Here is a 24,754-nt window from a genome sequence, read left to right as displayed (position 1 = left end):
CAGGCAGAGTCGCCCGGCGCCAGCAAAATGGTCGACAGCAAAAACAGCGCCTGCTGCGAACCGGAAGTGATGACGATCTGCTGCGGCGTGCACTGGACGCCGCGCGACGCTTTCAGATACACGCACAGCAGCTCGCGCAGCGGCAGGTAGCCGGCCGGATCGCTGTAGCCGAAATGGTGGTCGGGCCGGCGCCAGCGCCGCGCTTCCAGGCGGTGCCACACGTCGAACGGGAAATGGTCGATGCGCGGCATGCCGACGCGAAAAGCGCGCAGCGGCCCCCGGTGGAACGCCACCTGGCGCATGGCCGCCACCACGCCCTGCCCGCGCGCCGACAGGGGCCGCAGCAGGCCGGGCGCCGTTGCAGGGACAGGCGCCGGCAGCGGAACGTCGCGACTGACGAAGGTGCCGCGCCCCACGGCGCCATCGAGATAGCCTTCGGCCGTCAGCAGCGCATACGCATTGAGCACCGTCTGGCGCGACACGGCCAGCAGGCGGCAAAAGTCGCGCGTGGGCGGCAGCTGCATGCCGGGACTCATGCGGCCATCGAGAATGGCGGCCTTGATGGCCGCATACAGCTGGCGAAACAGCGGCTCGCCGGCGCCGCGCTGCAAAGGCAAGGCGGCGATGAGCTGGTGCAGATGGGAAGCTGGCATGGTGGCCTTCTTAAATTGGTAGCTTCAAGATAGCACTTATTGGCTGTTTTAAATAGCCAAGACTGGCGCTAAGATGGCGCATCCCCTCTACTCTTGCGGAGCACCCATGCATCAATTTTTCGCCACCGTGGCCTGGCAGCACGACGGCCAGGATTTCGCCGGCCAGCGCTACAGCCGCGGCCATGAATGGCAGTTCGACGGCGGCCTGACGGTAGCCGCCTCGTCGTCGCCCCTGTCCGTGCCGCTGCCCATGTCGGTGGCGGCAAATATCGATCCGGAAGAAGCGCTGGTGGCCGCCACGTCGAGCTGCCACATGCTGTTCTTCCTGTCGCTGGCAGCGCAGCGCGGCTATGTCATCGACGACTACCGCGACGAAGCCACCGGCGACCTGGGGAAAAACGCGGCAGACCGCCTGGCCATGACGCGCATCGTGCTGCGTCCGCGCATCGTGTTTGCTGGAACGCCGCCCTCGCCCGAGGCGCTGGCGGCCCTGCACCACGACGCGCATGAACGCTGCTACATCGCCAATTCGCTGACGGCCGACGTGGTCGTGGAAGGAGCCGATTAAATGTACTCGCCCGCCAGCTTTCGCGAAGAACGCCTCGACGTGCTGCATGGCCTGATCGATGCGCATCCGCTGGGCGCGCTGGTGCGCCACGATACCGATGGCTTGTGCGCCGACCACCTGCCGTTCGAGATCGCCGCGCCCACGCCTGACGCCCCATTCGGCATCCTGCGCGCCCATGTGGCGCGCGCCAATCCGCTGTGGCGTACAGCCGGCGGGAACGATGAAGCACTGGTGATTTTCCAGGGGCCGCACGCCTACATCACGCCCGCCTGGTATGCGGAAAAGCAGCGCAGCGGCAAGGAAGTACCGACCTTTAATTATGCGGTCGTGCACGCCCACGGCCCCCTGCGCGTCATCGACGATGCGGCGTGGCTGCTGGGATTGGTGGAGCGGCTGACGGCGCGCCATGAAGCGGGACTGGCCGCGCCGTGGCGGGTGAGCGATGCGCCGGCCGGCTATATCGAGAAACTCTTGAAAGCCATCGTCGGCATCGAAATTCCCCTCACGCGCATCTCGGGCAAATGGAAGCTGGGGCAGAACCGCACGCAGGAAGATCAGGCCACGATGGCGCGCGAACTGGCAGCTGGCACCCAGCCCGGCGCGGCGCAGGCCCTGGGCGCGCTGATCGCCGCCAACGTCACGCCAGCCAGCTGACGGCCGCCGAAAACGTCAAAAACGACAGCGCCGTCGAGACCAGGATAATGCGGGCGATGCGCGCGGTATTTGCCCCGAAGCGCTCCGACAGCAGCGAGACATTGCTGGCGCTGGGCAGGCACGCCACCAGCACCATGCAGGTCAGCGCGAATGGATCGAGCGGCGCGCCCAGCGCGATGGCCGCATGGCCGATGCCCCACACCAGCAGCGGATGCAGCAGCAGTTTTTTCAGCGCCACGGGCACATATTCCCCCAGCGGCGCAGGGTCGCTCGTGCTCATTTGCGAGCGGGCCAGCACGGCGCCGATGGTAAACAGGGCAACCGGCGAGGCGGCGTCGGCCAGCAGGCCCACCGTCTGCATCAATGGCTTGGGCAAGGCCAGTGCCAGCCACGACGACATGGCCCCCAGCACGATCGCCCACGGCATCGGGTTGCCCACCATGCCCTTCATGGCGTTGACGACGGCGGCGCGGCTGCCGTGCGCGCCGCCGCTGCCGATGCGCGACAGGGCGATGCACAGCGAGCTGGTAATGAGCATATCGACGACGATGGTGACGATGACGGGGCCCGAGGAACGGGGGCCGAGCAAGGTCAATAGCAGGGGCACGCCCATGAAGCCCGTGTTCGGGAAGGCCGCCACCAGCGCGCCGAAGGCGGCGTTGTTCCAGTCGATACGGTGGCTCAGTGTCATGGCCATGGTGACGCCCACCATGATCAGCGCGCACAGCAGGTAGACGCCAAACACGCTGGCGTCGAGCAGCTGCGCGATGGGCGTGGCGGCGCCGAAGCGGTACAGCATGCACGGCAGCGCGAAGTACAGGACAAAACTGTTCAAGCCGCCGATGGCGGCCAGCGGCAGCAGCTTGCGCCGCACGGCCAGGTAGCCGCACAGCACCAGGGCGAAGAAGGGAAAGGTGATGGCGAGGATGGTCAGCATGGAGCGCCATTGTAGCGCGCCGCACCGGCTGGCCGCCTGGCGCAAAAAAAGGCCGCTCGCGCGGCCCAAGGAGGTTTCGGGGATAACGCCGCTGGCCGGCTAGGGCTTGAGCTGGGCGCGGATCTCGCCGGCCGGGTAGGCGGCGCTGTGCACGTTCACGTACAGGTTGCCGGCCTGGTAGCTCGCATACTGGGGCGGCGTGAGCATGGCGCCGGCCGGCACGGCAAACATGCCTTCGGCCGTTTTCACCAGGGGCACGATGACGGGGCCATTGGCGCCGGCCGGCGCTTCATGGATATGCGCGACGGTCGCCACCATGCCCGTGTAGCGCACGCCGCCGCTGATGCTGCGGTCGTGGGCGACGCGAAGATTGCTGCTGCCGCTGGCCGTGCTGGTATTGGCCGGCACTTCCTGCGCGCCCGTCAAGGTGACGTCATGGCCGCCCGGCTGATGCGGTCCATGGGAACAGGCGCCCAGCAGGGCCGCCAGCGCCAGCACGCTGGCGGCCCTGCGTACGTGTTGTTGCAGTGTGCTCATCGCAATACTCCTTCAACGGACATCGGATCACGGATGGCGCCCCGCCCCGCCAGCAGTGCCGAACCGGGGTTTGCGCCGCACTTGCGTTGCATAGTGCGACAGTAACGCCATGCCGCCGTGTCCGCATTGCTTTTCGCCAAACTTGCTGCGCGCCTGCCAGCGCGTCCTCAGGCCAAATGCCCTTCCGCCACCCAGCCGCGGTTGGCGGCCGGCGCCTTCGGTTTGGGCGCGATGCCGCTGCTTTTTTCCGCGTCGAGGATGATGCTGCGCATGCTGTCGCTGGCGGCCGGCCCTGGCGCGAACGCGTAGTACTCGTCATTGATGGGCAAGCCCGTCGTCGCGTCGACCAGCACCGGGTCGGCGGCCAGGCCCGTGTCGCGGCTGGCGATGACGAGGCTAGCGCCTTCCGGGGCGAAGTTTTCATTACCCCAGGCAATAAACGCCAGCAAGACGGGCTTGAAGGCGCGCCCGGACTTGGTCAGCACATAGTCGTAGCGGGGCGGCTTGGCGCAATACAGGCGGCGCGTCATCAAGCCCCCTTCCACCAGGTCGGCCAGGCGGCGCGTCAGGATGGTGGGGGCGATCTTGAGGCTTTTTTCAAATTCGTCGAAGCGCGTCTTGCCATAAAACGCTTCGCGCAGGATGAGGATGCTCCACCATTCGCCCACCTTGCCCAGGCTGCGCGCAATCGGGCAAGGCAAATTATTAAAGTTGGTATGTTTCATGGCCATCTCCTCACATTGATTCAACACAACAATCGAAAAAAATTTCAGTTGCAACACGGAAACTTAGTTACTATCATTTTGAAAGTGAGGTGCGTGCCCCTGTGGCGGGCTGAAAATACGCGAAAACTCACACTTTCCTTGTTCAAGTACAATCGTGGCTGGTTCTGTTCCCCCAATCCCGGTGCGAAAAACGGTGCCAGCCACGCCTTGCGGCGCTGCTGCCCACGCCCGTTTTTCACTCGATGCGTTCACGATGACCCCTTTGAAGCTTGCCGTACTGCCTGCCCTGCTCGCCCTGTCCCTTTGCCAGACCACCACCGCCGGTACCGTGTCTTCCGCGTCGTTCCAGGCCACCTTTGTCGTTCACGAAACGTGCACCATCGTCTCGCAGCGCAACAGCGCCCAGGTGCGCTGCCAGCACAACACGCCCTATCTGCTGCTCCAGCAGACAACGCCATCGGGCGCTGGCCTCGTCACCGTCACGTTCTAAAAATAAATCGTTGCCGTCACCGTGTCCTTGTAGTCGCCGGGGCGCGGCGACACCTGCGCCGGCACGCGGCCGTAAATGGTCAGCGGTACGCTGGCGCCCGTCCCCGTGCCCGTCACCATGCTCGTGCCAGCCGTGCCATCGCCCCAGGGCGCACCATCGAGCGTGGCCGACAGCAGGTAGCTGACCTTGTCCGTCGTGACGGTGTTCTTCATTTGCCGGTTGGCCACATTGAGCGCCACGCTGCCGCCGTTCAGGGCGATCTGGTAGGCGTTGTTGTTCACGCAGCGCACCGACAAGGTGCTGGTGCTGCGCAGGTTGCCCGTCAGGATGGAGGCGTTCGCGAACGCCATCGGCGTGGCCGTGATGGTGCAATCGTTGACGGCCGTGGCATTCACCGTGAAACCGAAGCTGCCGCTGGTGGCCGAGCAGCCCTGCAGGTTGATCAGGCCATACGTGGTGTAGGTGTAGGTGCCCACGCCGGCAAAGCTCGACGTATACACGGTATTGGCGTTGGCGACCGTGGGCACGGCGGCCAGGGCCGTGCCGGCAGGGATCTTCGCGTACACGGTAAACGTGGTGGAATACGTGCCGGGCGGCGCCAGCAAGCCGGCCGACAGGATCATGCCGAAGGTCGACGGCGCGCCCGCCACGCCGGCGCCGCCCCAGATCTTCGCCGTCGCATACGAGTTGTCCACATAGATGTTGTACTCCATGCGGTTGCTGCCGTTGCCCAGCTTGCGCGGCAGGGCCGAGGTGGAATTCGTGCCCAGCCCCAGCGAGATGCACACTTGCGCATTCGGCGTGAGCAACTGCCCCAGGTTCAGTGACGAAAACAGGCAGCTGAAGGTCCCCGTTGCCTGCGCCACATAATCGGTACCGGAAATCGGGCTGACGGAGCCGAAATCGATATTCGTCATGCTGACCGTGCAGGTATCGACCGCCTGCGCTGCGCTGCCCCAGGCGCAGCCCAGCAGCATGGTCAGCCATAGCAACAGGCGGCGCATCAGTGGCCCGCCCCGGCGCTGGCGGCAACGCCAGCGCAGCGCAGCGGCCCGATCACGGGCAAGCCGCCAGCCGCCGGACGCACATAGGCAAACCGCACGGTGCACGCGCTGTCGCCCTCGCCGACTTGCAACTGATTCTGTTCGAGCAGGTCGTCGACGAAAACGATGCCGTCAAATCCCACGACCGTCTGCTTGCCGCTTTGCACGTGCAACACGGGCAAGCCCGTGGCCAGCGGCTTGCCCTGCGCATCCTGCACGATGACGGTGGCCGCGCTGTAGCGCTCGATGGGGAAATCCGCCAGCACGCCCGCCAGGTACTGCGGCACGACATTGATATTGCTCACGGGTACCCGCGCATCAACATCGAGCTCGTCGGTGGCGATGCTGATCTGGTTATTGCCATAGGGGTTCAAATTCGGCACCAGCAAATAGCCTCCCCTGCCCGTCACGCCGATCTGGCGGTTTTCATGCAGCACAGGGATATTGCCCACGCCGCCAGTCGATACCAGCGCAAAACCATTGCCCACCTGGCGCGCCGCCTCGACATGGCCATCCATCAGCACCAGCGCGCCAGCCGCGCCCAGCGACGAGGCATTGCCCATGCTGCTGCTTTGCGTGCGCGCGCTCACGCGGCCATCATTGCCCAGATATTCCACCTGCGCCTGGCGGTAGGCATTGCCGCCCGCCGTGCCAGCCTGCACGTTCCAGCCGAAACCGCCGCCAAAGTCGGCCGCGCGCTGGGCGCTGACGCTGCGGCCGCTCTCGCCGTTTTGCCGGCTGCTGTTCACGCTGAGGGACAGATTGTTGTCGAAGGCCATGCTCAGGCCAAAGTAAAAGCCCCGTTTCTCGCGTTGCCGCAAGTCCTGGAACAGGCTGGCGTTGAAGAACAGGCCGTGCAACAGGGTGGCGGAATAGCCGACGGTGGCCAGCTTCGATGGCGGCCCGACAGGCGTGCGGTAACTGATATAGCTGCTGCTGATGCTGCTTCCTGCAGGCAATGGCAGGCTGACGGTAAAGCGGTCTGCCGCGCGCACCACGGGGCTGCCGTCGCGCGAGGCCAGGTCGCCAAAGCCGGCGCTGGCGCGCACGCTTTGCACATCGACGCTGAAGCGCGGCCCCATGTACTGGTAGCCGGCGCCCAGCTGTACACCACGGCTGCGGCCGGCGCTGGCCGACAGCGAACCGTTAAGCACGCCCGCCTGGCCCAGCCGCAGCAACGCGCCCGCCCCCGCCTGATACAGGCCGGCAGCCAACTCCGCATGGCCTTCGAGGGTGAAGCTGTCGCTGACGCCATGGCGGACGGAAGCGTTGGCAACGAGCTGCCGTTCATAGCCGAACAGGCGGCGGCCATAGTCGCGCCGCACGGCGCCCGCCTCGATCGAATAATCGCTCAAGCCGCCGGCCAGCATGCGCGTATCGACGTACAGGGGCAGCACGGTCGTCACGCTGCGCCCCAGCGCATCGCGCGTGATCAGGGTGGCTTGCCCCGCACCATTGATGCCGGCCACCTGGTTCAGCACAAACGGACCGCTGGGCACGCTGGCAGCATATTGCTGCACCCCATTGACATACAGGCTCAGCGACGAAGGCACGAGCGCCGTGCCATCGACGGAGGCGACGGGGAAGGTCAGCAGGTCGGGGCGCAGCTGGAAATTCTTGCGCCACTGCACGCCGCCGACGCGCACGGCGCGGCTCCAGCTGAGCGACGAGGAAATCAGGTCGCCCACCTGCCACGTTTGCAAGGTCTCGGGGTCGGCGTGGCTCCAGAAGGTGTCAAAGCGCATGTATTTGCGCTGGTCCGCCCCTAGGTTCACCGTGCCCGTATTGCTGAAGACGCCGCTGTCATTGAAATAGCGCACGTCGTTGAAGATGGCGGCGCGCCGCGTCTGGCCCAGTTCCGCATAGGCTTCGTAATTGAGGACGGCGCCGGGCGTGACCCGCGATGGCGGCGTCTGCGCCGCCGTGCGCGCGCTGATGCGGTAAGGCGCGCGCACGTCGTCCGCCACCTGCAGCGACACGCTCTGGCGCGCCGCGTCATATTCATAGCTGAGTCCGGGAATCGCATCGAGCGCCACCTCGCTCTGACCGGGGGCGACCAGGCGCGCCGGGTCCAGCCCCAGCTGCTGCAGGTTCGCCACACTGCTGCGCAAGCCTTTGCCCACCTGGGTAAAGCGCAAGATCAGCCCGGTTGATTCAGCATTCACAGTGACCTCCAGATACAGTTCATTCGGCGCCGCCGGATCGCTGGGCAAGCTGGCGGGGCCCGGATCGGCGCCCGTCACGGCCACCGCGGCATCGGCCCTGGCCAGCGGCGCCATGCCCAGCAACAGCAACGCTGCCAGTACGCGTTTCATGGTGTGGCCGCTTGCGCCCGAGGCGCGCGGCGAGCCGGCCCGTCATGGCAGCCATGTTCAAGGTGTCGAATTCTTGGCAATGAGTGCCTTGGCATTCACATTGACCGCAATACTCAACGGTCCATCCAGTTCGGCCTCCCTGGCAACGGGCAGGCGCCAGACGCGCATGCGTGCCGCCAGGACATAACCAAACAGCCCCTTACTGATGACAAACTCCTTGCCCGCCTGGTTCGTGAACGTCATCGCACCGAGCTGCGCATGAAAATTACCTCTGTTTTTGACGCGCAACATCCACTCGCCCTGCTCGCGGAACACCTGCCAGTCGAGCACTTCCTTGCCCGGCGCACCAGCCGGCAGCACGAACACGGGCACCGAATAGCGCAGGCGGATATCGACGCCGCTGCGGCCCGCCTCATCCTCGCGGCTGACTTCATCGATGAGCACGCGATACGTCTTTTCCTGCGCGACGGGGCCAGCCTGGGCACGCACGAGGCGGATGGTCTGCCGGCTGTTGGCGGCGATCTCGACGATCGGCGGACTGGCCACCAGTTCCTGCGTGGGCGCCAGCGTTTCCTCGCCATCGCGCTGGTCCCAGACGAACACCCGCACCTGCCCGTAGATGGGCTGGTCGCCGAGGTTTTGCAGGCTGATGCCGGCCGCATTCTGTGGGGCGCGCAAATTGAGCGTCACCGGCGAAATCTGCAGACTGGCGCCGTGCGCACCCGTGGCGCAGCAAGCCAGCAGCGCCAGCACGCCTTGCATCAGGGAAGCAGCACCGGCCTTCACGCAGCGCCCGGCTTAAAAGTAAACGGTGGCCGTGATGGTCGACTTGTAGGTATCGGGCGCCGGTGTCGCCTGCGGCGGAATATTGCCGTACACGGTGATTGGCTGCGATGAGCCGTTGCCGGTGCCGCCGACGGTATTCGTGCCCTGGGTATCACCCCACAAGGTGCTGCCGGCCGTCTGGTACAGATTGAACTGCACCGTGCCCAGGTTGCCGCCAGTGCCGCTCAGGTAGCGCGTGGTGCCCGATGATCCGGTGCCCGAGCCAGCCGTCAGGCCCACGTTATACAGCGTGGTATTGGTGCAGGTGACGTTCACGGTCGTATTGACGTTAACGGCAGTAGCCAGTACACCCTGACTTTGGCCAAAGTCGAGATTGGCCGCCGCGATGGTGCAATTGGCGATGATTTTCAGGGTGACGTCGAAGGTGGTGTTGGCGCTGCCATTCAGATACACGGCGGCGTCGGCGCCACGCGGCAGCAATGCCGTGGCGGCAACAGCCACGCTGGCGGCAACGATAAGGCGGGGAAAAATAACTCGCAACATGATACCTCCTGATGATGGAACATCATTAATGAGCCCGCCAATAGGGAGGGCATCGAGGATAGTCACGGTATTGCCGGCGTTTTCTTGGGCACGCAAACCAGGACGACAAATTACGTGTGCCGAGAGTCAGGAACCCGGGGACTCCGGCACTTTTTGCAGCATTGGCAAAACAGATTTTTTGGCAAGCGACATTGCTTAAAATCAATGCATGAGTGAATTATTGGCGATCTGGGAAATCCGCGCTTCTTCTCGCGGAGAAACATCTTTTGAAACACGAGAAAAGCAGAAAAAAAAGAAAAAGCGAGGCATAATAAGCCACAACTTGCTATTTGGTTAAGTCATCCATGCCATGCCATTGACCAGCGAAACCATCAAAAAGAACATCTTGATCGTGGACGACTCCGCGTTCGAGCAGCGCATGCTGATGGAGCTGCTCAGCGAGCAGCCCTATCGTTTCAGCATTGCCTTCAATGGCTACCAGGGTTATCAGCTGGCACTGGCCACGCATCCGGATCTGATCCTGCTCGACGTGCGCATGCCCGAGATGGATGGCTACACGGCCTGCCGTTTACTCAAGGCCAATCCCGAAACGGAAGAGATACCCGTGATCTTTCTCAGCGGCGCCGATGCCGCCAAGGAGCGCATCATGGGCTTGCAGGTGGGCGGCGTCGATTACATTTCCAAGCCCTTCCTGCCGGAAGAACTGGCCGCGCGCATCCATATTCACCTGGGCTTGATGCGTAAAAGCAACAGTACCTTGCCGGCGACGACGCCGGTCAGCGACAAGCTGCAGCATCCCGACCTGGTCTTCGTCAATGCGGTCAAACAGTTAATCCTCGACAACCTGGGCAGCCTGCCGAACCTGTCCGAAATCGCCCGCAGCGTGGGCACCTACCGCGAAAAGCTGACCCTGATGTTCCGCGAGCAGACGGGCATGACGGTGTTTGCCTTCATCCGCGAAGCGCGCATTGCCCGCGGCGTGGAATTGCTGCAGCAGACGGACATCGACGTGCAGGATATCGCCCTGCTGATCGGCTTTCACAACGCGGGCAACTTCGCCACCGCCTTTCGCGAACGCATGGGCGTTCCCCCCAGCGCCTACCGCCAGCGCCTGCAGGAGCAGACGGGCCAGCGGCAGGCGGCGGGCGGTTAGAACTTGTAGTTCAGCTTGAGCGCCGCGACGCGTCCACGCGGATCGGCCTGGGTAAAGTCAAAGCCGGTGGAGGCATAGTCCCAGGGCGCGCGCTTGTTGGCCAGGTTTTGCACGATGAAGGTGACGTTCGCCTGTGGCGTCACCTGCCAGGTGCTGGTCACGTCAAACGTGCTGAAGGCGGCCACCGATTCGTCGAGGTGCTGCTGCTGCGCATAGCTGCCCACGTAGTTCCAGGTCAGAGTCGACGACCACTTGCCCTGTTCCCAGGTGGCCGACGAGACGCCGCGCCATTTCGGGATGGAACCGAAGTAATTGGTGCCGGCGCCATCGGTCAGCGGCGCGCCATCGGACAGCGGTTCGGCAAAGCGCAGCACGCGGCTCAACTGGCCGGCCAGGGTCAGCTTGCCCCAGTCCTTGTCGACGAAGCGCTGGCGCAGGTCGATATCGATGCCCGACACTTCGCGCTGACCCTGGTTGCGGAACTGGCGATACAGGGTCGTGATGCGCCCATCGGCACCGCGCGTGATCTGTTGCGGCGCCGTGCCTTCATTCTCGAGAATGGTGGTGGCGCTGGCCGTGCCGATCACGCCATCCTGCTTGATGCGGTAGTAATCGAGGCCGATGCTCGAACTGCTGGTGGGAGAGACCACCACGCCCAGGTTCAGGTTTTTCGAGCGCTCGGGGCGCAGGTTCGGATTGGCGATGGTCATCACCGTCACGCCGCGCGACTGCGTCGGCGTCAGCGGATCGCGGGCATCGATCACACCGGTATAGCTGACGGCCGTGCTGTCGGTGATTTCCGGCAGCGACGGCGCGCGGAAGGCGCGTGAAACGGTGCCGCGCAGCAACAACCATGGCGCCGCCTGGTAGCGCACGCTGGCCTTCGGCGAAAACGCATTGCCAAAGTCGCTGTAATGGTCGGCGCGTCCCGCCACGTTGACGGACAGGTCTTTGACGACGGGTACATTGAATTCGGCAAACAGGGCCGACACATTGCGCGAGCCGTTGATGATATTGAGTGCGGGGCGCAGTTCCGTGCCCGACAGCACGGCCGTCGAGGTTTGCGAATCCATCTTTTCGCGGCGCCACTGGGCACCGGCGGCAAAGCCCAGCGGGCCGGCGGGCAAGTCCCAGATATCCTTGGCCGCCGAGAAGTCGAGCGTGTCGAGCGTCGATTCGGCCGGGCGCAGGGTCGACAGGCGCAGGCGGTTGCGCACCGCTTCGCTGTTTTGCGACTGGTCGAAGAAATTGTAGCTGCCGTCGGCCAGCACTTTCTGGAATTCGTAGCGGTTGACGAAGTTCTGCACCGTTTCCTCCAGCTTGCTGCTGGAATGGGCCACGGCCGTATCCCAGTCCCAGCCCGCCCAGGTGCCCTTGGCGCCGGCCAGCGCACGGTAAAAGGTGACGCGGTCCTGTTTCAGGCGCGGTCCCAGGTCGAACAGGGTGGCCGTGAACGGCAAGGGCGTCGTGCCCGGATTGTTCGGATGGCCCACGGGCAGCACCACGGGAATGGTGTCGAGCAGCTTGGTGCTGTTGTTCCACACGCGCGTGGCGTTATTCACCGTCAGCGGCGCGCTGAAGGTCTGGTCGGCGCGCGAATAGCTGTGCAGCAAATCGACATAGGCTTCCGTGTCCGCGTTCAGCTTGAGGGTGCCGCGCAGCGACGAGTGGATGCGCTGGATGCCCGGAATCAGCGTCTTATACGGCGCCGGATTGTAGGCCAGCACCTGGCCGCTGCGATCGGGATTGATATCGTTGTATGGCACCAGTTGCAGCGGGCCGCGCACGCCGCCGAGGGTCTGCGTGGGATCGTTGCCGGCGTAATTCGTGGCAGCCCAGCCCAGGCTGCCGCGCTGCTGCTGGCGGTAATCGGCGTCGCGCAGCCAGGCCACGTCGCTTTGCTGCAGCTTGTCGCGCTGCTGCGCGTCGACCGAGAAGACCACGCTGTAGCCATCTTCCTCGAGCTTGCCGAAACCCGTTTGCAGCGCCGCGCTCTTTTCATGCTGGCCCGTGCCTTGCGTCGAGCCGCCCCATTGCGCCGTGATGTCCGTGCCCGTGAATTCCTTGTACAGGATGATGTTGACCACGCCGGCCACGGCGTCGGAGCCATACACGGACGAGGCGCCATCCTTGAGCACCTCGATGCGCTGCACGGCCGCCATCGGCAGGCTGTTCAGGTCAACGAAGGTCTGCTGCAAATCCTGCGCCGTGGCGTAGCTGGCCACGCGGCGGCCATTCACGAGGATCAGGGTATTTTGCTGGCCGATGCCGCGCAGCGACAGGCCCGAGGTGCCGGCCGAGAAACTGCCCGTATATTGTTCGTTGTAGCTGTTGCCGCTGTTGGCGGAGATGGCGCGCAGCACGTCCGACACGCTGGTCTTGCCGCTGGCTTTCAATTCCTTGGCCGTGATGACTTGCACGGCGCTGGCGCCCTCCTTTTCGCTGACGCGGATATTCGATCCGGTGACGTTCACGCGCAGCATGTCGTCCTCGGCATGGGCGATGCTGGAAACGGCGGGAAAGGCGGCGGCGATGGCAAGACTGATGGCGAGTGGTTTGAACATGGTTTCCTCTTATTGGGATTGCAGCCTTTTTCCGATAAAAAAGGCCGAGCAGGGGCACGCAGACCGGGTGGGCCTACGGGCAGACGACAACGAAACGGATGGAATGACTTAAGGGATGCGTGGACGGGCACGCACCGGCATCCACTGCGCCATGCATTGCATGGTCAGCTGGTGCGGGGCGGCGTAAAAACAGGCAGAAAGGGTAAAACGCAACATAAAAGACACCGGTAAGCGGGGAAAGGCCACTATATCCCGGTGTCTTTATCGCGTGAACGAATTAAAAATTGATTGTATATACGATTTGAATCTAAGGACTTGGTGTAAGGCAAGATCAGGCGTCGGCCATCACCGCAGGCGCTTGCGCCGCGCGGCGTGCCTGCACGCTCCACCAGTACCAGGAAATCACGGCGTTGACCCAGTAGGCCGCATACAGCACGGCCGTCAGGTGCAGGCCGCGGCTGTAGTACAGCGGCACGGCCACGGTGTTGACCAGCAACCAGAAAGCCCAGGTTTCGATGCGTCGGCTCATCAGCAGGAATTGCGCGATGATGCTAAATACCAACACTGCCGAATCGATGAACGGCGCGTAGGCATTCGTGAAGCGGTGCAGCAGCATGCCGTAGATCGCCACGGAGACGATGCCGGCCGGCACCACCCAGGCCAGGCTGCGCCAACCCGTGCGCGTGATCGGCAACGGCTTGCCGCCGGCGCCGCGCCGCCATTGCATCCAGCCGATAACGCAGGTGACGATGAAAAACAGTTGCAGCATCACGTCGGCGTACAGGTTGACCTGGAAAAACAGCACGGCAAACAGCACGCAGCCGACCATGCCGATCCACCAGGAATGAATATTATTGCGTCCGGCCAGGATGATGGAGGCAGTCATCAATACATTGGCGGCGATCTCGAGCGGGGCAGTCAAGCGGTCTTCCTTTGCGGGGCAGTGGTGGCACCGCGTCACTATAGCCGATTACACTGCACGGTGTTCGCCACGCCGGAGCCGACACCCATGGGGGAAAGCGGCAAAAAACGCGCAAACATCGAGGAAATGCGAACCAGGCCGGCCTTCAACCGCCGCAGCCCTTGACTTCCGTGGCCATTCTGGCAAATTGAATAGCAAGTTGAAACTCCAGGAAGCCCCCTTATGCGCATGCGCCATCTCCTGTTTGCGGCAGTGCTCGGCGTATCTGCCCTGCCCGCCGTAGCTTGCCGCATGACGATGGCGCTGGAGCAGTGGCCGCCGTATGTCTACCGCGATGCCCAGGGCCGCCATACGGGCCTGGACCTGGAATTGCTGAAGGCCATTTTCAAGGAAGCCCGCTGCACCCTGGTCACCGTGCCGGAGCTGCCCACGGCGCGGCGCCAGCGGCTGTTCCAGAAAGGGGGGCTGGACCTGATGCTGGCCGCGTCCGAGACGCCGGAACGCCAGTCGTATGCGCGCTTTTCCCTCTCGTACCGCGATGAAGCCGTGGGCGTCTTCAGCAAATCCGGCTCGCCCGGCAACCACCAGCAGATCGCCAGCTTCGCGCAGCTCGCGCGCGGCAAGTCGACCTTGCTGGCGCCCAAGGTGGGCTGGTATGGCGCGCAATACGCGGCGGCCCGGCCGGCGCTGGAAAAGGCCGGCCGCCTGAATGCGTTCGGCAGTTTCCAGCAAGGCGTGCGCATGCTTGACGCGGGCCGCGCCGACCTGCTGCTGGGCGACGTGCTGGCCGTGCGCCACGAAGCGCGCCTGCAGGGCGTTGCCTTGCGCACCCTGCCCTTCCTGGTCCTGCGCGCCCCCGTGCACCTGATGCTCAATGCGCGCACGACCAGCGCCGGCGACCTGGCGCGCCTGAACGCCGCCATCACGCACCTGGAACAGCGCGGCGTGCTGGCGGCGATACGCAACAGCTACGAAGCGCCGTAGCGACGGTCAGCCCTTGCCGGCCGCTTCGAGGATTTCCAGCTTGGTTTCGCGGCCATTCTTTTGCACACCCTGCGCCTTGTCGTAGCTTTCGATCAGGGCGCGGTATGGCGGCACGATATGGTCGGTCATGATGGCGGCGAATTCCATCGCGTCGGCGCGGTTCCAGGTGCTCATCACTTCAGCCAGCACGGCGTACGTGTCGATCGGCACGGCGCCCGCCTGCGTCACGCGCGCCATGGTAATGTCGGTGGCCATCTTCGACCAGTTGCCCGAGGCATCGATGATGGCGAACACCTTGTAGCCGGCCGCCAGCGCGCTGATGGTCGGGAAGGCCATGCACACGCTGGTGAGCGTGCCGGCGATCAGCAGGGTCTTGCGGCCCGTCTTTTCGATGGCTTCGACCCAGGCCGGATTGTCCCAGGCGTTGATCTGGCCCGTGCGCGGGATGTAGACGGCTTCCGGGTTGAAATGGTGGATTTCCGGAATCAAGGGGCCGTTCGGACCGTCGGGCACGGACGCGGTGGTAAAAGTCGGCATGTTGGCCAGGCGCGACAGCTTGGCCAGCGCCGTGACGTGGCCGCGCAGCACGTGCTGCTCGATGTCGCGCACCAGCTGGAACAAACCGCTCTGGTGGTCGATCAGCAGCATGACGGCATCGTCGGGATCGATCATCGGTGGCAAACCTTGGAAGTTGGCGGGGGTGCTCATGGTGGTCTCCTGAAAAACCATGCCGCGGGATGCGGCATGGGTACTACACAAATTCACTGCACAAATTACGTCGCGATACGGGCAAAGCGGCCGCTGTTGAAATCCTCGAACGCCTGCGCGATTTCCGCCTCGGTGTTCATGACGAAGGGACCGTGGCCGACGATGGGTTCCTCGATCGGCTCACCGCTCAGCAGCAGTACCACGGCGTCGTTGTTCGCTTCGATGGTGATGCTGTCGCCATCGCGCTCGAACAGCGCCATCTGCGCTTCGCGCACCACGCTCTCGCCATTGACCAGCACCGTGCCGTGCAAAACGATCAGCGCCGTGCTCCAGCCTCGGGTCACGGGCAGCTCCGTCAGCTTGCCCTGGGCCAGGCGCATGTCCCACACCTGCATCGGCGAGAACGTGCGGGCGGGTCCATGCTGGCCAGCGAAGTCGCCGGCGATCACGCGCACGGAACCGGCATCATCGGGCAGCGCCACTGTGGGAATCGTGTCGCTGGTGATGGCCTGGTAGCCGGGCGCCGTCATCTTGTTTTTCGCCGGCAGGTTCACCCACAGCTGCACCATTTCCAGCGTGCCACCGGACTGTGTGAAGGCAGGCGAGTGAAACTCTTCATGCAGGATGCCGGCGCCGGCCGTCATCCACTGCACGTCGCCGGGGCCGATCACGCCGCCCTGGCCCGTCGAATCGCGGTGCGCCACTTCGCCCTTGTAGACGATGGTCACCGTTTCAAAGCCGCGGTGCGGATGCGAACCGACGCCGGGCGGACGGGTGCCGGGCGCAAATTCGGCAGGACCGGCATAGTCGAGCAGCAGGAAGGGGCTCAGCTGCTTGCCATGGCCGTTATACGAAAACATCGAGCGCACGGGGAAACCGTCGCCGACCCAATGCTGGCGGGGTGCGCTGTAGATACCTGTGACTTTGTTCATCTCGATCTCCTGTTGGGGTTTGCATTACGATGAAGACAGAATACGCTTGCAACGATGAAGGCGGTAGACGGTAAAATATGCCATCAGCGTTCCATAAATAGAACGATCAAGGAGGCGACATGCAGGACCTGAATGACTTGTATTACTTTGTGCAGGTGGTCGACCATGGTGGTTTCGCGCCGGCCGGGCGCGCGCTGGGCATGCCGAAATCAAAACTGAGCCGGCGCATCGCGCTGCTGGAAGAGCGGCTCGGCGCGCGCCTGCTGCAACGCACGACGCGGCATTTTTCCGTCACCGATGTGGGGCAGACGTTTTACGAGCATTGCAAGGCCATGCTGGTGGAGGCGGAGGCGGCGCAGGAAGCGATCGAACTGACGCGCGCGGCGCCGCGCGGCACGGTGCGCCTGTCCTGTCCCATCGCTCTGCTGCACTCGCTGGTCGCACCCATGCTGGCCGGTTTCATGCGCGAGCATCCGCAAGTGACTCTGCTATTGGAAGCGAGCAACCGCCGCGTCGACCTGGTGGCCGAGGGTATCGACGTGGCCATCCGCGTGCGTCCGCCTCCGCTGCCCGACAGCGACCTGGTATTGCGCGTGCTGACCGAACGGGGCCAGTGCATGGTAGGCAGCCCGCTGCTGTTCGCCGGCGCGGCCTTGCCGAAGGCGCCGGCCGACCTGGCCGACTGGCCCAGCCTGGCCCTGGGCACGCCGCAACAGCACTACCAGTGGGATTTGCACGGCCCCGATGGTGCGCGCGCGCAGCTGCGCCACGTGCCGCGCTTCGTCACGGGCGACATGCTGACCCTGCGCGACGCGGCCGTGGCCGGCGTGGGCGTGGTGCAGCTGCCGACCATGATGATCACGGAACAGGTGGCCAATGGCAGCCTGCTGCCGCTGATGGAGCAGTGGCGGCCGCAGCGCGAAATCATCCACGCGGTATTTCCCTCGCGGCGCGGCCTGCTGCCGGCCGTGCGCACGCTGCTCGACTACCTGGCGCACAGCTTCGCCGCGCTGGAGGAGGAATGAGGCTTTTCAGGTACGATGGCCTACTTTTCAATCGCCTGGATACCGCATGCGTTTATTGATACTGTCGGACCTGCACCATGAGTTATGGCGCGACGAAGCGCCGCAGGGCGACCTCGCGCTCAGCTGCCCCGACGCCGTCATCCTGGCCGGCGACATCGACACGGGCGCGCGCGCCGTCGCCTGGGCGGCCACCGCATTCGCGGGCCTGCCCGTGATGTACGTGCACGGCAACCACGAAGGCTATGGCCACCACCTCGACAAGGTGCGCCAGGAGCTGCGCGCAGCCTGCGCCGCCACGGACAACGTGCATTTTCTCGACGCCGGGTCTCACCTCATCACCGACCAGGCAGGCCACACCGTACGCTTCCTGGGCGCCACCCTGTGGACGGATTTCCGCCTGCTGGGCGACGACACGCGCCAGGCGGCCATGCGCGATGCGGAAGCCGTCATGAACGACTACAAGCGCATCCGCCTGGCCAACATGGGTTTTCGCAAGCTGCGCGCGGCCGATACGGCCATGTTCCACGCGCAGCAAAAAGCCTGGCTGGCGCGCGAACTGGCGCAGCCCTTCGACGGCAGCACCGTCGTCATCAGCCACATGGCGCCGTCGCTGTTGTCGGTCGACGATGCCTACGGCAGCGAGGGATGTTCGCCCGCCTACGCCTCGCGCCTGGACGACCTGGCGGCGCAGGCGGACCTGTGGGTGCATGGCCACCTCCACGCCTCGCGCGACTATTGGATCGGCCAGTGCCGCGTGGTCAGCAACCCGTGCGGCTACAAGACGCGCAGCGGCGCGCCGCAAAATCCCGCGTTCGATCCGAATTTCATCGTCGAACTAGGCCCACGCTAATCATCCGGTTTCAAACGGCCCGCCAGCCATTGCTGCAGGCGGTGCTTGCCGGCCCGGCGCGCCACGCGTGGCGACGCCTCCGACTGGTGCGCGCCGGCGCCGCCGCGCAGCCTGGCGGCAACCACCAGCGGATTGCGCGGCTTGGACGTGGCTTTCACTTTGATTTTCATGCTGTTTCCTTTCAACCCGCTCGCGCAAAACAAAAAACCCCGGCAAGTTTCCTCACCGGGGTTTGAAGGACACCGGCTCGGGATCGGCATTGCTGCCGATGGCCCCGAGCGTCATGCGCGGGGCTAGTAGTACGTCAACTTGCTGCCAGCCTGCTCGAACATGGGTTTCCTTTCTTTTTGTGTGGTTGATCTGTACTGCGGATGACGATTCTGCGCCGGATGCTGCAGTGCGTCAACCGCTTTTCATGGCGCATGCGCCAACGTTGTTATTTTGTCGCAGCCTCGCCAGCCATGGCTTTTTCCTTGGCGATGCGGGCATCGAGCTTCACTTCATTCCTGGCAGCGTAGCTGCTGCACGCCTGCGCATCGATGAAGGGATTCGGCGTGACGCCTTCCAGCAACTGCGTCAGCTTGCGGTCGCCGCCCGAGTGGTCGGGGTGGGCCGAGATCAGGATGTCGCACGGCAGTCTGGCGAAGTCCTGCATGACGCGGCGGAAGGCCGGCGTCAGGTCCGCATGGCGTTCATCGCCCAGGTAGTGAAAATCATCGGCCGCCACCGGCGTGAGGCTGGCGCCGAACACCACGTTCAGGCATTCCTTGCGCTCCGCATCCTCGCACGACACCCAGGTCCAGCTGGTGCTGCCCGGCGTATGGCCCGGCGTGTAGCGCGCCGTGACGGTCACGTCGCCCAGTTGCAGGGTTTCGCCATCGGCGATCTCGCGCACGTTTTCCACGGCCGGCATGGGGTCGATTTCGCCCGCTTGCGGGTCCATGGCGAGCACCGATCCCGCGCGTAGCGCCTGCGCTCCCAGCGGGCTGGCGATCACTTGCGCGCCGCTGTCGCGGGCCAGGGCGGCGATGCCGCCCGAATGGTCGAAATGCGCTTCCGTACTCAGGATGAACTTGATGTCTTCCAGGCGAAAGCCCAGCTCGAGGATATGCTCCTTGATGGCGGCCACCGATTGCGGCAACGCGCCATCGATGAGGATCAAGCCCTCGCGCGTGTCGATCAGCACCACGCTCAATCCGCCCACGCCCACGTAATACGTGTCGCCGTGGATGCGCGCCGGCTGCTGCGGGCGGTTCCACTGCGCCGCATACGGCGAGGCGATCGGCTGCGTCAAGGGATCGACGGCGGGCGTGGCGGCATGCGCGGCAAACGGCAGCGCCATGGCGGCCAGCGCGATGCTGAGCAGAGACTTGGGAAAGTAGAAAGGCGGCATGCGGCTCCAGTAATGAGTGTGCGGTAATCGATGCCACAGGGTAACGTCGCCCCCGCGCGCGGTCAAGCGGACGGGCGTGGCGACTTGCGCTACGATAGAGGCCCATTCACTGCCGTGCGCCTCGCCGCGCCTCCTGCCATGCGTTTGCTGATTCTGTCCGACCTGCACCTGGAAGTCTGGGGTGACGACACGCCCGCCATCGACCTTGCCGCCTGCCGGCCCGACGTGGTGATCCTGGCCGGCGACATCGACACGGGCAGCAATGCCATCGCCTGGGCCGCGCGCACCTTCGGCGCCCTGCCCGTGCTGTACGTACACGGCAACCACGAGGGCTATGGCCATCAGCTGGAACACATGCAGGACGCCGTGCGCGACGCCTGCACCAGCGCCAATGCGCACGGCGCCAATATCCGCCTGCTCGACGCCGACGCCATGGTGCTGAACGGCGTGCGTTTTCTCGGCGTCACGCTGTGGACGGATTTTTTGCTGTTCGGCGCCGACAGGTACGAGGAAGCCTTGAGCGCGGCGCAAACCTACATGCCCGACTACAAGCGCATCAGCACGGGCGGCGATACGCCGCGTCTCTTGTGCGCGAGCGACACGGCGCAGCTGCACGCGCGGCACCGCGCCTGGCTAGAGCAACAGCTGGCGCAACCGTTCGATGGCAAGACGGTCGTCATCACGCACATGGCGCCATCGATGCAGTCGGTGGAAGAGCAATACGCAACGAACCTGGGCTCGCCCGCCTTCGCCTCGCAGCTGGACGCGCTGGTGGCGCAGGCCGACCTGTGGGTGCATGGCCACATGCACGCCTCGCTCGACTACCGCGTCCAGGACTGTCGCGTCGTGTGCAACCCCTGCGGCTACAAGCGGCCCGATGGCACGCCGGAGAATGAACGCTACGATTCCGGCTTCATCGTCGACCTCGCCAGCACGGTTTAACGCTTTGCATAGCGCAGCTGCACCACGCCACTGGGCAGCTGGCGCGTGTTGTGCAGGCGCCAGTCGCTGCGCGGCAAGCCGTCCTCGAACAGGCGCACGCCCTTGCCCAGCACCACGGGCAGCACGGACAAGGTCAGGCTGTCGATGACGCCCTCGCGCAAGCCGGCGCGGATGACGGCGCCGCCATCAAGATACACGTGGCGGCACCCCTCCTCCGCCAGCCCCTCCAGCACTGCCCGCACACTGCCTGCGCGACGCTGCTCGCCATGGCGCGGCGCGAAGTCGCGGCGGCTCAGGACCACCACGCGCTTGCCCGCATACGGCCACGGCTCAAAACCCAGCACGGCGTCATACGTGGTGCGCCCGATCAGCAGGGTATCGACCTGCTCCATCAAGGCCGTATAGCCGGTGGAGTCGGGCGAGTCGGGGGCCAGTTCGGCCAGCCAGGACAGGTCGCCGTTTTCTCCCGCGATGCAGCCGTCGAGGCTGATGCCGAGAAAAACGCTGACGAAAGTTTTTTGCATGGGTGCTCCTTGATTTAATTCTACAGTGTAGAATTATGCCCATGAAAACTCCAAAACTTCAAGTCGTGGCATCTCCCGTGCGCCGCGCCGGACGTCCGCGCCGCGCCGCGCCCGCACTGGACAACGCCAGCATCCTGCAAGCGGCCCTGGCCCTGCTGGAAGAAAAAGGCGAAGCGTTCTCCATGCGCGCACTGGCGCACAGCCTGGGCGTCGATGCCATGGCCCTGTATCACTACTACGCGGGAAAAGAGGAATTATTGCTGGCCTTGATGGCGCAGCGCTTTGCCGCGCTCGACCCGTGCCAGCCGCCGTTTACGCAACGCCAGGGGCCGCAGCGGCGCCTGCTCGCGCTGTGCGCGCTGTACCTGGAACTGGTCAGCGCCACGCCGTATTTCGTGCGCCTGATGGCGCGCGGGCTGGTGGAGCAAGCCGACGTGGCCGAGCGGTTCACGGCGCTGTTCGAACTGGCCGTGGAGGGCCTGGGCCTGGACAAGAAAACCCGCCTGCGCGGGCGCGATGCGCTCGTTGATTTCCTGCACGGCTATGCGCTGGCGGGCAGGCCGGCCAGCGAGACGCAATGGCACGCCTCGGTCGGCCTGATCCTGGCGGGCATGGCCGCCGGACGCACTGCGGTGTGACGTCCAGCGGCCGGACGCCCTACCTTGGCATCAGGCCAGCAGCTTGAGCAGCGCCTGGGCGGCCGCTTCCGACGACGCCGGATTCTGGCCCGTGACCAGCAAGCCATCGGTGACGGCGTACGGCTGCCAGTCGCCCAGCTTCGAGTAGACGCCGCCGTTTTGCTTGAGCATGTCCTCGACCAGGAAAGGCACGATGGCGCTCAGGCCGACGGCGTCTTCCTCGGTATTCGTAAAGCCCGTCACCTGCTTGCCGCGCACCAGCGGCGTGCCGTCAGCTGCCTTCACGTGACGCAGCACGCCGGGCGCGTGGCAGACGGCGGCGACGGGCTTGCCGGCGGCGATCATCTGCTCGATCAGCGCGATCGAGTGCCGATCTTCGGCCAGGTCCCACAGCGGACCGTGGCCGCCCGGATAGAACACGGCGTCAAAGTCCCCCGCCTTCACGTCGGCCAGCTTGCCCGTGTTGGCCAGCACGGCTTGCGCATCGGCGTCCTGCTTGAAGCGGCGCGTGGCGTCCGTTTGCGAATCGGGCTCGTCGCTTTTCGGGTCCAGCGGCGGCTGGCCGCCATTGGGCGAGACCACCGTCAGCCTGGCGCCCGCTTCCTGCAAGGCATAGTAGGGAGCGGCGAATTCTTCCAGCCAGAAGCCGGTTTTCTTGCCGGTGTTACCCAGTTGATCGTGCGAGGTCAGTACCATCAGGATGTTCATGTTGTTTCCTTTTCAGTGAGCTTGCGAGGGTAGGATTACAGTGCTGCTTCGAGGATACGGCGGCTGCGCGCGAGGTCGATATCGCGGTGTTCGCCGAGGGAGGTCATGCCATGTGCTTCCAGTTGCGTCAGTACCGCGTCCACCGCTTCCTGACCCAGCTGATAGGCCGACAAACGGGTCGGGATGCCCAGGCCTTCAAAGAAAGCGCGCGTGCGGGCGATGGCGGCGTCGATGCGCTCGTCGTCGCTGCCGCTGTTGATGTTCCAGACACGTTCGCCAAATTGCAGCAATTTGCCGCGTTTCTGTTCGCGCTGTACGTCCAGCAGGGCCGGCAGCACCAGGGCCAGGGTGCGCGCATGGTCGATGTCGTACAGGGCCGTCAGTTCGTGGCCGATCATGTGAGTGGCCCAATCCTGCGGCACGCCGGCGCCGATCAGGCCATTCAGGGCCAGGGTGGCCGTCCACATCAGATTGGCGCGGGTATCGTAATCGTCGGGCGAGGCGATGGCCTGCGGCGCGATCTCGACCAGGGTTTGCAGCAAGCCTTCGGCAAAGCGGTCCTGCACCTTCGCCTGCACCGGATAGGTCAGATACTGTTCCGTCGTGTGGACAAAGGCGTCGACCAGGCCATTGGCCACCTGCGTGGCCGGCAAGGTAAAGGTTTTACTAGGGTCGAGCACGGAAAATTGCGGGTACAGCAGCGGATTGCGAAAACTCAGCTTGTCATGCGTGGCTTTTTTCGTCACCACGCCGCCGCTGTTCATTTCCGATCCCGTTGCCGGCAAGGTCAGCAACGTGCCGAACGGCAGGGCGCGCTGCACATTGGCGCCGCCGCGCTCGGCGATTTCCCACGGCTCGCCGTCGTACAGGGCGGCCGCGGCAACGAACTTGGTGCCGTCGATCACGGAGCCGCCGCCGACGGCCAGCAGGAAGTCCAGCTTTTCGCTGCGCACCTGAGCGACGGCGCGCATCAGGGTTTCATAGCTGGGATTGGGTTCGATGCCGCCAAACTCCTGCACGCTGCGCTGGCCCAGCGCAAGCGCGGCGCGCACCTCGGCCAAAGTGCCCGTCTTTTCCGCGCTGGCGCCGCCGTACAAAATCAGCACGCGCGCATCGTGCGGCACCAGGGCGGACAATTTGGCGACGGTGTCGGCACCGAACACAATCTTCGTCGGATTATGGAATTCAAAATTCTTCATGCTGCTGCTCCTTTATTATTAGACTGGTCGTCTAGAGTGCGGTTCAAAAAACGCGGACGTGGTGCGTCCGCTTGTTGGTTGTTTATCGGTCCCTGTCCGGCGACAGCTGCAACATGGCCAGGGTCGCCCGCCAGGCCGTTTGCAAGGCGCTGGCGTCGCGCCGCAGCTTGGTCAGCATCGCCGCGCCCAGCCACAGCTGGTACAAGGTGGCGGCCATCTGCGCCGGGTCGGCTACCGATGGCAGGGTATCGTCCACCCTGCCCCGCGCGATGGCCAGGGCCAGCCTGGCGATGATGCGATGGGTGCCGTCCAGCAGCGCCACGCGCATCGGTTCCGACATGTCCGCCACTTCGCTGCTGAGCTTGACCACCAGGCAGCGGCAGTCGCAACCGCTGCCATCGAGGCTTGCACTGGTCCAGCTGGCCCAATACGCCATCAGCACCTGCGCCGCGCTCTGGCCGGGCTGGCCCAGCACGAGCTCCATTTCGTCCAGGTAGCCGGTGACGTAATCTTCCAGCATCGCTTCGCCAAACAATTCCTTGGACTTGAAGTAATGGTAGAACGAACCCTTGGGCACGTCGGCGGCCGACAGGATCTCATTCAGCCCCACGCCGGCAAAGCCCTTGCGCGTGATGATGGCCTTGCCCTGGTCGATAATGTGCTGGCGCACGTCGGTGTATTCAGCTTTCATGCGATGATTGTAGCACAATTAGACCAGTCGTCTATGTTGTGAAATTTCGTTCCTACAATGAAACTCTTCAACTCTGATTATCTGTAAAGCAACAAAAGTATGGCTACAGCTGACTGCTGTCAACAATACCAATGCCATACTACAAGGCTGTTACATTTGGAGAGATCACTCTTGTAAATATTGCATAGAATTGCTGAAGTTCTATCTACTCAAGAGCTATTTGAAAGCAGGCAAACTAAAGAGCACATATAGAAATGTCCCTCTTCGCCA

The 24,754-nt window shown here is 64.2% G+C and carries 27 protein-coding genes; 9 read left to right on the top strand and 18 right to left on the bottom strand.

Annotated elements, in window-relative coordinates; translation table 11 throughout:
• On the bottom strand, positions 1-653 hold a 653-nt coding region (locus HWE17_RS02975; protein WP_176387753.1), incomplete at its 3' end, for an aminotransferase class I/II-fold pyridoxal phosphate-dependent enzyme.
• A gap of 106 nt (positions 654-759) precedes the next feature.
• Here HWE17_RS02975 and HWE17_RS02970 point away from each other — a divergent pair.
• Both HWE17_RS02970 and HWE17_RS02965 read left to right on the top strand, forming a co-directional pair.
• Positions 760-1,221 (top strand): OsmC family protein, encoded by a 462-nt coding sequence (locus HWE17_RS02970; RefSeq protein WP_176387752.1) that lies wholly within the window; start codon positions 760-762, stop codon positions 1,219-1,221.
• Positions 1,222-1,875 carry an FMN-binding negative transcriptional regulator gene (locus HWE17_RS02965; protein WP_176387751.1) on the top strand — a complete coding sequence of 218 codons (654 nt, stop codon included), beginning with the start codon at positions 1,222-1,224 and terminating at the stop codon, positions 1,873-1,875.
• Here the strand turns inward: HWE17_RS02965 and HWE17_RS02960 are convergent.
• The 3 genes from HWE17_RS02960 to HWE17_RS02950 all read right to left on the bottom strand — a co-directional run bounded on the left by HWE17_RS02960 (position 1,859) and on the right by HWE17_RS02950 (position 4,074).
• A complete protein-coding gene (locus tag HWE17_RS02960; RefSeq protein WP_176387750.1) occupies positions 1,859-2,812 on the bottom strand; it encodes an AEC family transporter in 954 nt (317 codons plus the stop codon). The genes HWE17_RS02965 and HWE17_RS02960 overlap by 17 nt on opposite strands.
• 99 nt (positions 2,813-2,911) lie before the next feature.
• Positions 2,912-3,349 (bottom strand): CHRD domain-containing protein, encoded by a 438-nt coding sequence (locus HWE17_RS02955; protein WP_176387749.1) that lies wholly within the window; start codon positions 3,347-3,349, stop codon positions 2,912-2,914.
• Positions 3,350-3,516: 167 nt separating this feature from the next.
• Positions 3,517-4,074 (bottom strand): helix-turn-helix domain-containing protein, encoded by a 558-nt coding sequence (locus tag HWE17_RS02950; RefSeq protein WP_034753667.1) that lies wholly within the window; start codon positions 4,072-4,074, stop codon positions 3,517-3,519.
• 253 nt (positions 4,075-4,327) lie between these two features.
• Between HWE17_RS02950 and HWE17_RS02945 the strand changes: the two genes are divergently transcribed.
• Complete coding sequence (locus HWE17_RS02945; RefSeq protein WP_099401350.1) at positions 4,328-4,564, top strand: hypothetical protein; 237 nt, start codon at positions 4,328-4,330, stop codon at positions 4,562-4,564.
• Here HWE17_RS02945 and HWE17_RS02940 read toward each other — a convergent pair.
• Genes HWE17_RS02940 through HWE17_RS02925 form a run of 4 tightly spaced genes read right to left on the bottom strand, consistent with a single transcriptional unit; the run spans position 4,561 to position 9,251 of the window.
• A complete protein-coding gene (locus HWE17_RS02940; protein WP_176387748.1) occupies positions 4,561-5,568 on the bottom strand; it encodes a spore coat U domain-containing protein in 1,008 nt (335 codons plus the stop codon). The genes HWE17_RS02945 and HWE17_RS02940 overlap by 4 nt on opposite strands.
• The gene (locus HWE17_RS02935) at positions 5,568-7,922 is read right to left on the bottom strand and encodes a fimbria/pilus outer membrane usher protein (RefSeq protein WP_176387747.1); all 2,355 of its coding nucleotides are present in this window, start codon (positions 7,920-7,922) and stop codon (positions 5,568-5,570) included. The genes HWE17_RS02940 and HWE17_RS02935 overlap by 1 nt, the downstream gene beginning before the upstream one ends.
• 57 nt (positions 7,923-7,979) lie before the next feature.
• Positions 7,980-8,708 carry a molecular chaperone gene (locus tag HWE17_RS02930; protein WP_369681701.1) on the bottom strand — a complete coding sequence of 243 codons (729 nt, stop codon included), beginning with the start codon at positions 8,706-8,708 and terminating at the stop codon, positions 7,980-7,982.
• Between the two features lie 12 nt (positions 8,709-8,720).
• Positions 8,721-9,251 carry a spore coat U domain-containing protein gene (locus HWE17_RS02925; RefSeq protein ID WP_176387746.1) on the bottom strand — a complete coding sequence of 177 codons (531 nt, stop codon included), beginning with the start codon at positions 9,249-9,251 and terminating at the stop codon, positions 8,721-8,723.
• A 349-nt stretch (positions 9,252-9,600) separates the two neighbouring features.
• Here HWE17_RS02925 and HWE17_RS02920 point away from each other — a divergent pair, with 349 nt between their 5' ends.
• A complete protein-coding gene (locus HWE17_RS02920; protein ID WP_176387745.1) occupies positions 9,601-10,404 on the top strand; it encodes a response regulator in 804 nt (267 codons plus the stop codon).
• Here the strand turns inward: HWE17_RS02920 and HWE17_RS02915 are convergent.
• Both HWE17_RS02915 and pnuC read right to left on the bottom strand, forming a co-directional pair.
• Positions 10,401-12,968: a TonB-dependent receptor gene (locus tag HWE17_RS02915; protein ID WP_176387744.1), complete on the bottom strand. Its 2,568-nt coding sequence runs from the start codon at positions 12,966-12,968 to the stop codon at positions 10,401-10,403. The two genes, HWE17_RS02920 and HWE17_RS02915, sit on opposite strands and share 4 nt — an antisense overlap.
• A 331-nt stretch (positions 12,969-13,299) precedes the next feature.
• On the bottom strand, positions 13,300-13,890 hold the full coding sequence (pnuC, locus tag HWE17_RS02910; protein WP_176387743.1) for a nicotinamide riboside transporter PnuC: 591 nt from the start codon (positions 13,888-13,890) through the stop codon (positions 13,300-13,302).
• Between the two features lie 228 nt (positions 13,891-14,118).
• Here pnuC and HWE17_RS02905 point away from each other — a divergent pair, with 228 nt between their 5' ends.
• Entirely contained in the window at positions 14,119-14,874 is a 756-nt protein-coding gene (locus HWE17_RS02905; protein ID WP_255206088.1) for an ABC transporter substrate-binding protein, read from the top strand.
• A gap of 6 nt (positions 14,875-14,880) precedes the next feature.
• On the opposite strand, the gene HWE17_RS02900 is transcribed toward HWE17_RS02905, so the two are convergent.
• Entirely contained in the window at positions 14,881-15,582 is a 702-nt protein-coding gene (locus HWE17_RS02900) for an isochorismatase family protein (protein WP_217916680.1), read from the bottom strand.
• Between the two features lie 65 nt (positions 15,583-15,647).
• Positions 15,648-16,514, bottom strand: a complete 867-nt coding sequence (locus HWE17_RS02895; RefSeq protein WP_099378521.1) for a pirin family protein — start codon at positions 16,512-16,514, stop codon at positions 15,648-15,650.
• A gap of 119 nt (positions 16,515-16,633) precedes the next feature.
• Here HWE17_RS02895 and HWE17_RS02890 point away from each other — a divergent pair, with 119 nt between their 5' ends.
• Positions 16,634-17,539 carry a LysR family transcriptional regulator gene (locus HWE17_RS02890; RefSeq protein WP_176387741.1) on the top strand — a complete coding sequence of 302 codons (906 nt, stop codon included), beginning with the start codon at positions 16,634-16,636 and terminating at the stop codon, positions 17,537-17,539.
• 46 nt (positions 17,540-17,585) lie between these two features.
• Positions 17,586-18,389 (top strand): metallophosphoesterase, encoded by an 804-nt coding sequence (locus HWE17_RS02885; RefSeq protein ID WP_176387740.1) that lies wholly within the window; start codon positions 17,586-17,588, stop codon positions 18,387-18,389.
• Here HWE17_RS02885 and HWE17_RS02880 read toward each other — a convergent pair.
• Together HWE17_RS02880 and bla are read right to left on the bottom strand one after the other, a co-directional pair.
• The gene (locus HWE17_RS02880; protein ID WP_176387739.1) at positions 18,386-18,559 is read right to left on the bottom strand and encodes a hypothetical protein; all 174 of its coding nucleotides are present in this window, start codon (positions 18,557-18,559) and stop codon (positions 18,386-18,388) included. The genes HWE17_RS02885 and HWE17_RS02880 overlap by 4 nt on opposite strands.
• A 266-nt stretch (positions 18,560-18,825) precedes the next feature.
• Positions 18,826-19,782: a subclass B3 metallo-beta-lactamase gene (bla, locus tag HWE17_RS02875; RefSeq protein WP_176387738.1), complete on the bottom strand. Its 957-nt coding sequence runs from the start codon at positions 19,780-19,782 to the stop codon at positions 18,826-18,828.
• Positions 19,783-19,812: 30 nt separating this feature from the next.
• On the opposite strand from bla, the gene HWE17_RS02870 reads away from it, so the two are divergent.
• Entirely contained in the window at positions 19,813-20,724 is a 912-nt protein-coding gene (locus HWE17_RS02870) for a metallophosphoesterase family protein (RefSeq protein WP_255206087.1), read from the top strand.
• Here the strand turns inward: HWE17_RS02870 and HWE17_RS02865 are convergent.
• Positions 20,721-21,248: a dihydrofolate reductase family protein gene (locus HWE17_RS02865; RefSeq protein WP_176387737.1), complete on the bottom strand. Its 528-nt coding sequence runs from the start codon at positions 21,246-21,248 to the stop codon at positions 20,721-20,723. The genes HWE17_RS02870 and HWE17_RS02865 overlap by 4 nt on opposite strands.
• 41 nt (positions 21,249-21,289) lie before the next feature.
• On the opposite strand from HWE17_RS02865, the gene HWE17_RS02860 reads away from it, so the two are divergent.
• Complete coding sequence (locus tag HWE17_RS02860; RefSeq protein ID WP_176387736.1) at positions 21,290-21,886, top strand: TetR/AcrR family transcriptional regulator; 597 nt, start codon at positions 21,290-21,292, stop codon at positions 21,884-21,886.
• A 30-nt stretch (positions 21,887-21,916) separates the two neighbouring features.
• Here the strand turns inward: HWE17_RS02860 and HWE17_RS02855 are convergent, their stop codons facing one another.
• The 3 genes from HWE17_RS02855 to HWE17_RS02845 form a co-directional block, all read right to left on the bottom strand.
• Entirely contained in the window at positions 21,917-22,594 is a 678-nt protein-coding gene (locus tag HWE17_RS02855) for a type 1 glutamine amidotransferase domain-containing protein (protein WP_176387735.1), read from the bottom strand.
• Positions 22,595-22,629: 35 nt separating this feature from the next.
• The gene (locus HWE17_RS02850) at positions 22,630-23,793 is read right to left on the bottom strand and encodes an iron-containing alcohol dehydrogenase (protein ID WP_176387734.1); all 1,164 of its coding nucleotides are present in this window, start codon (positions 23,791-23,793) and stop codon (positions 22,630-22,632) included.
• An 82-nt stretch (positions 23,794-23,875) separates the two neighbouring features.
• Positions 23,876-24,484 (bottom strand): TetR/AcrR family transcriptional regulator, encoded by a 609-nt coding sequence (locus HWE17_RS02845; protein WP_176387733.1) that lies wholly within the window; start codon positions 24,482-24,484, stop codon positions 23,876-23,878.
• Positions 24,485-24,754: the final 270 nt, after the last annotated feature.

The sequence above is a fragment of the Janthinobacterium sp. BJB401 genome, assembly GCF_013372745.1.
In the GTDB taxonomy this organism is placed as follows: domain Bacteria; phylum Pseudomonadota; class Gammaproteobacteria; order Burkholderiales; family Burkholderiaceae_D; genus Janthinobacterium; species Janthinobacterium rivuli.
This window is presented reverse-complemented; position numbering and strand designations above follow the sequence as displayed.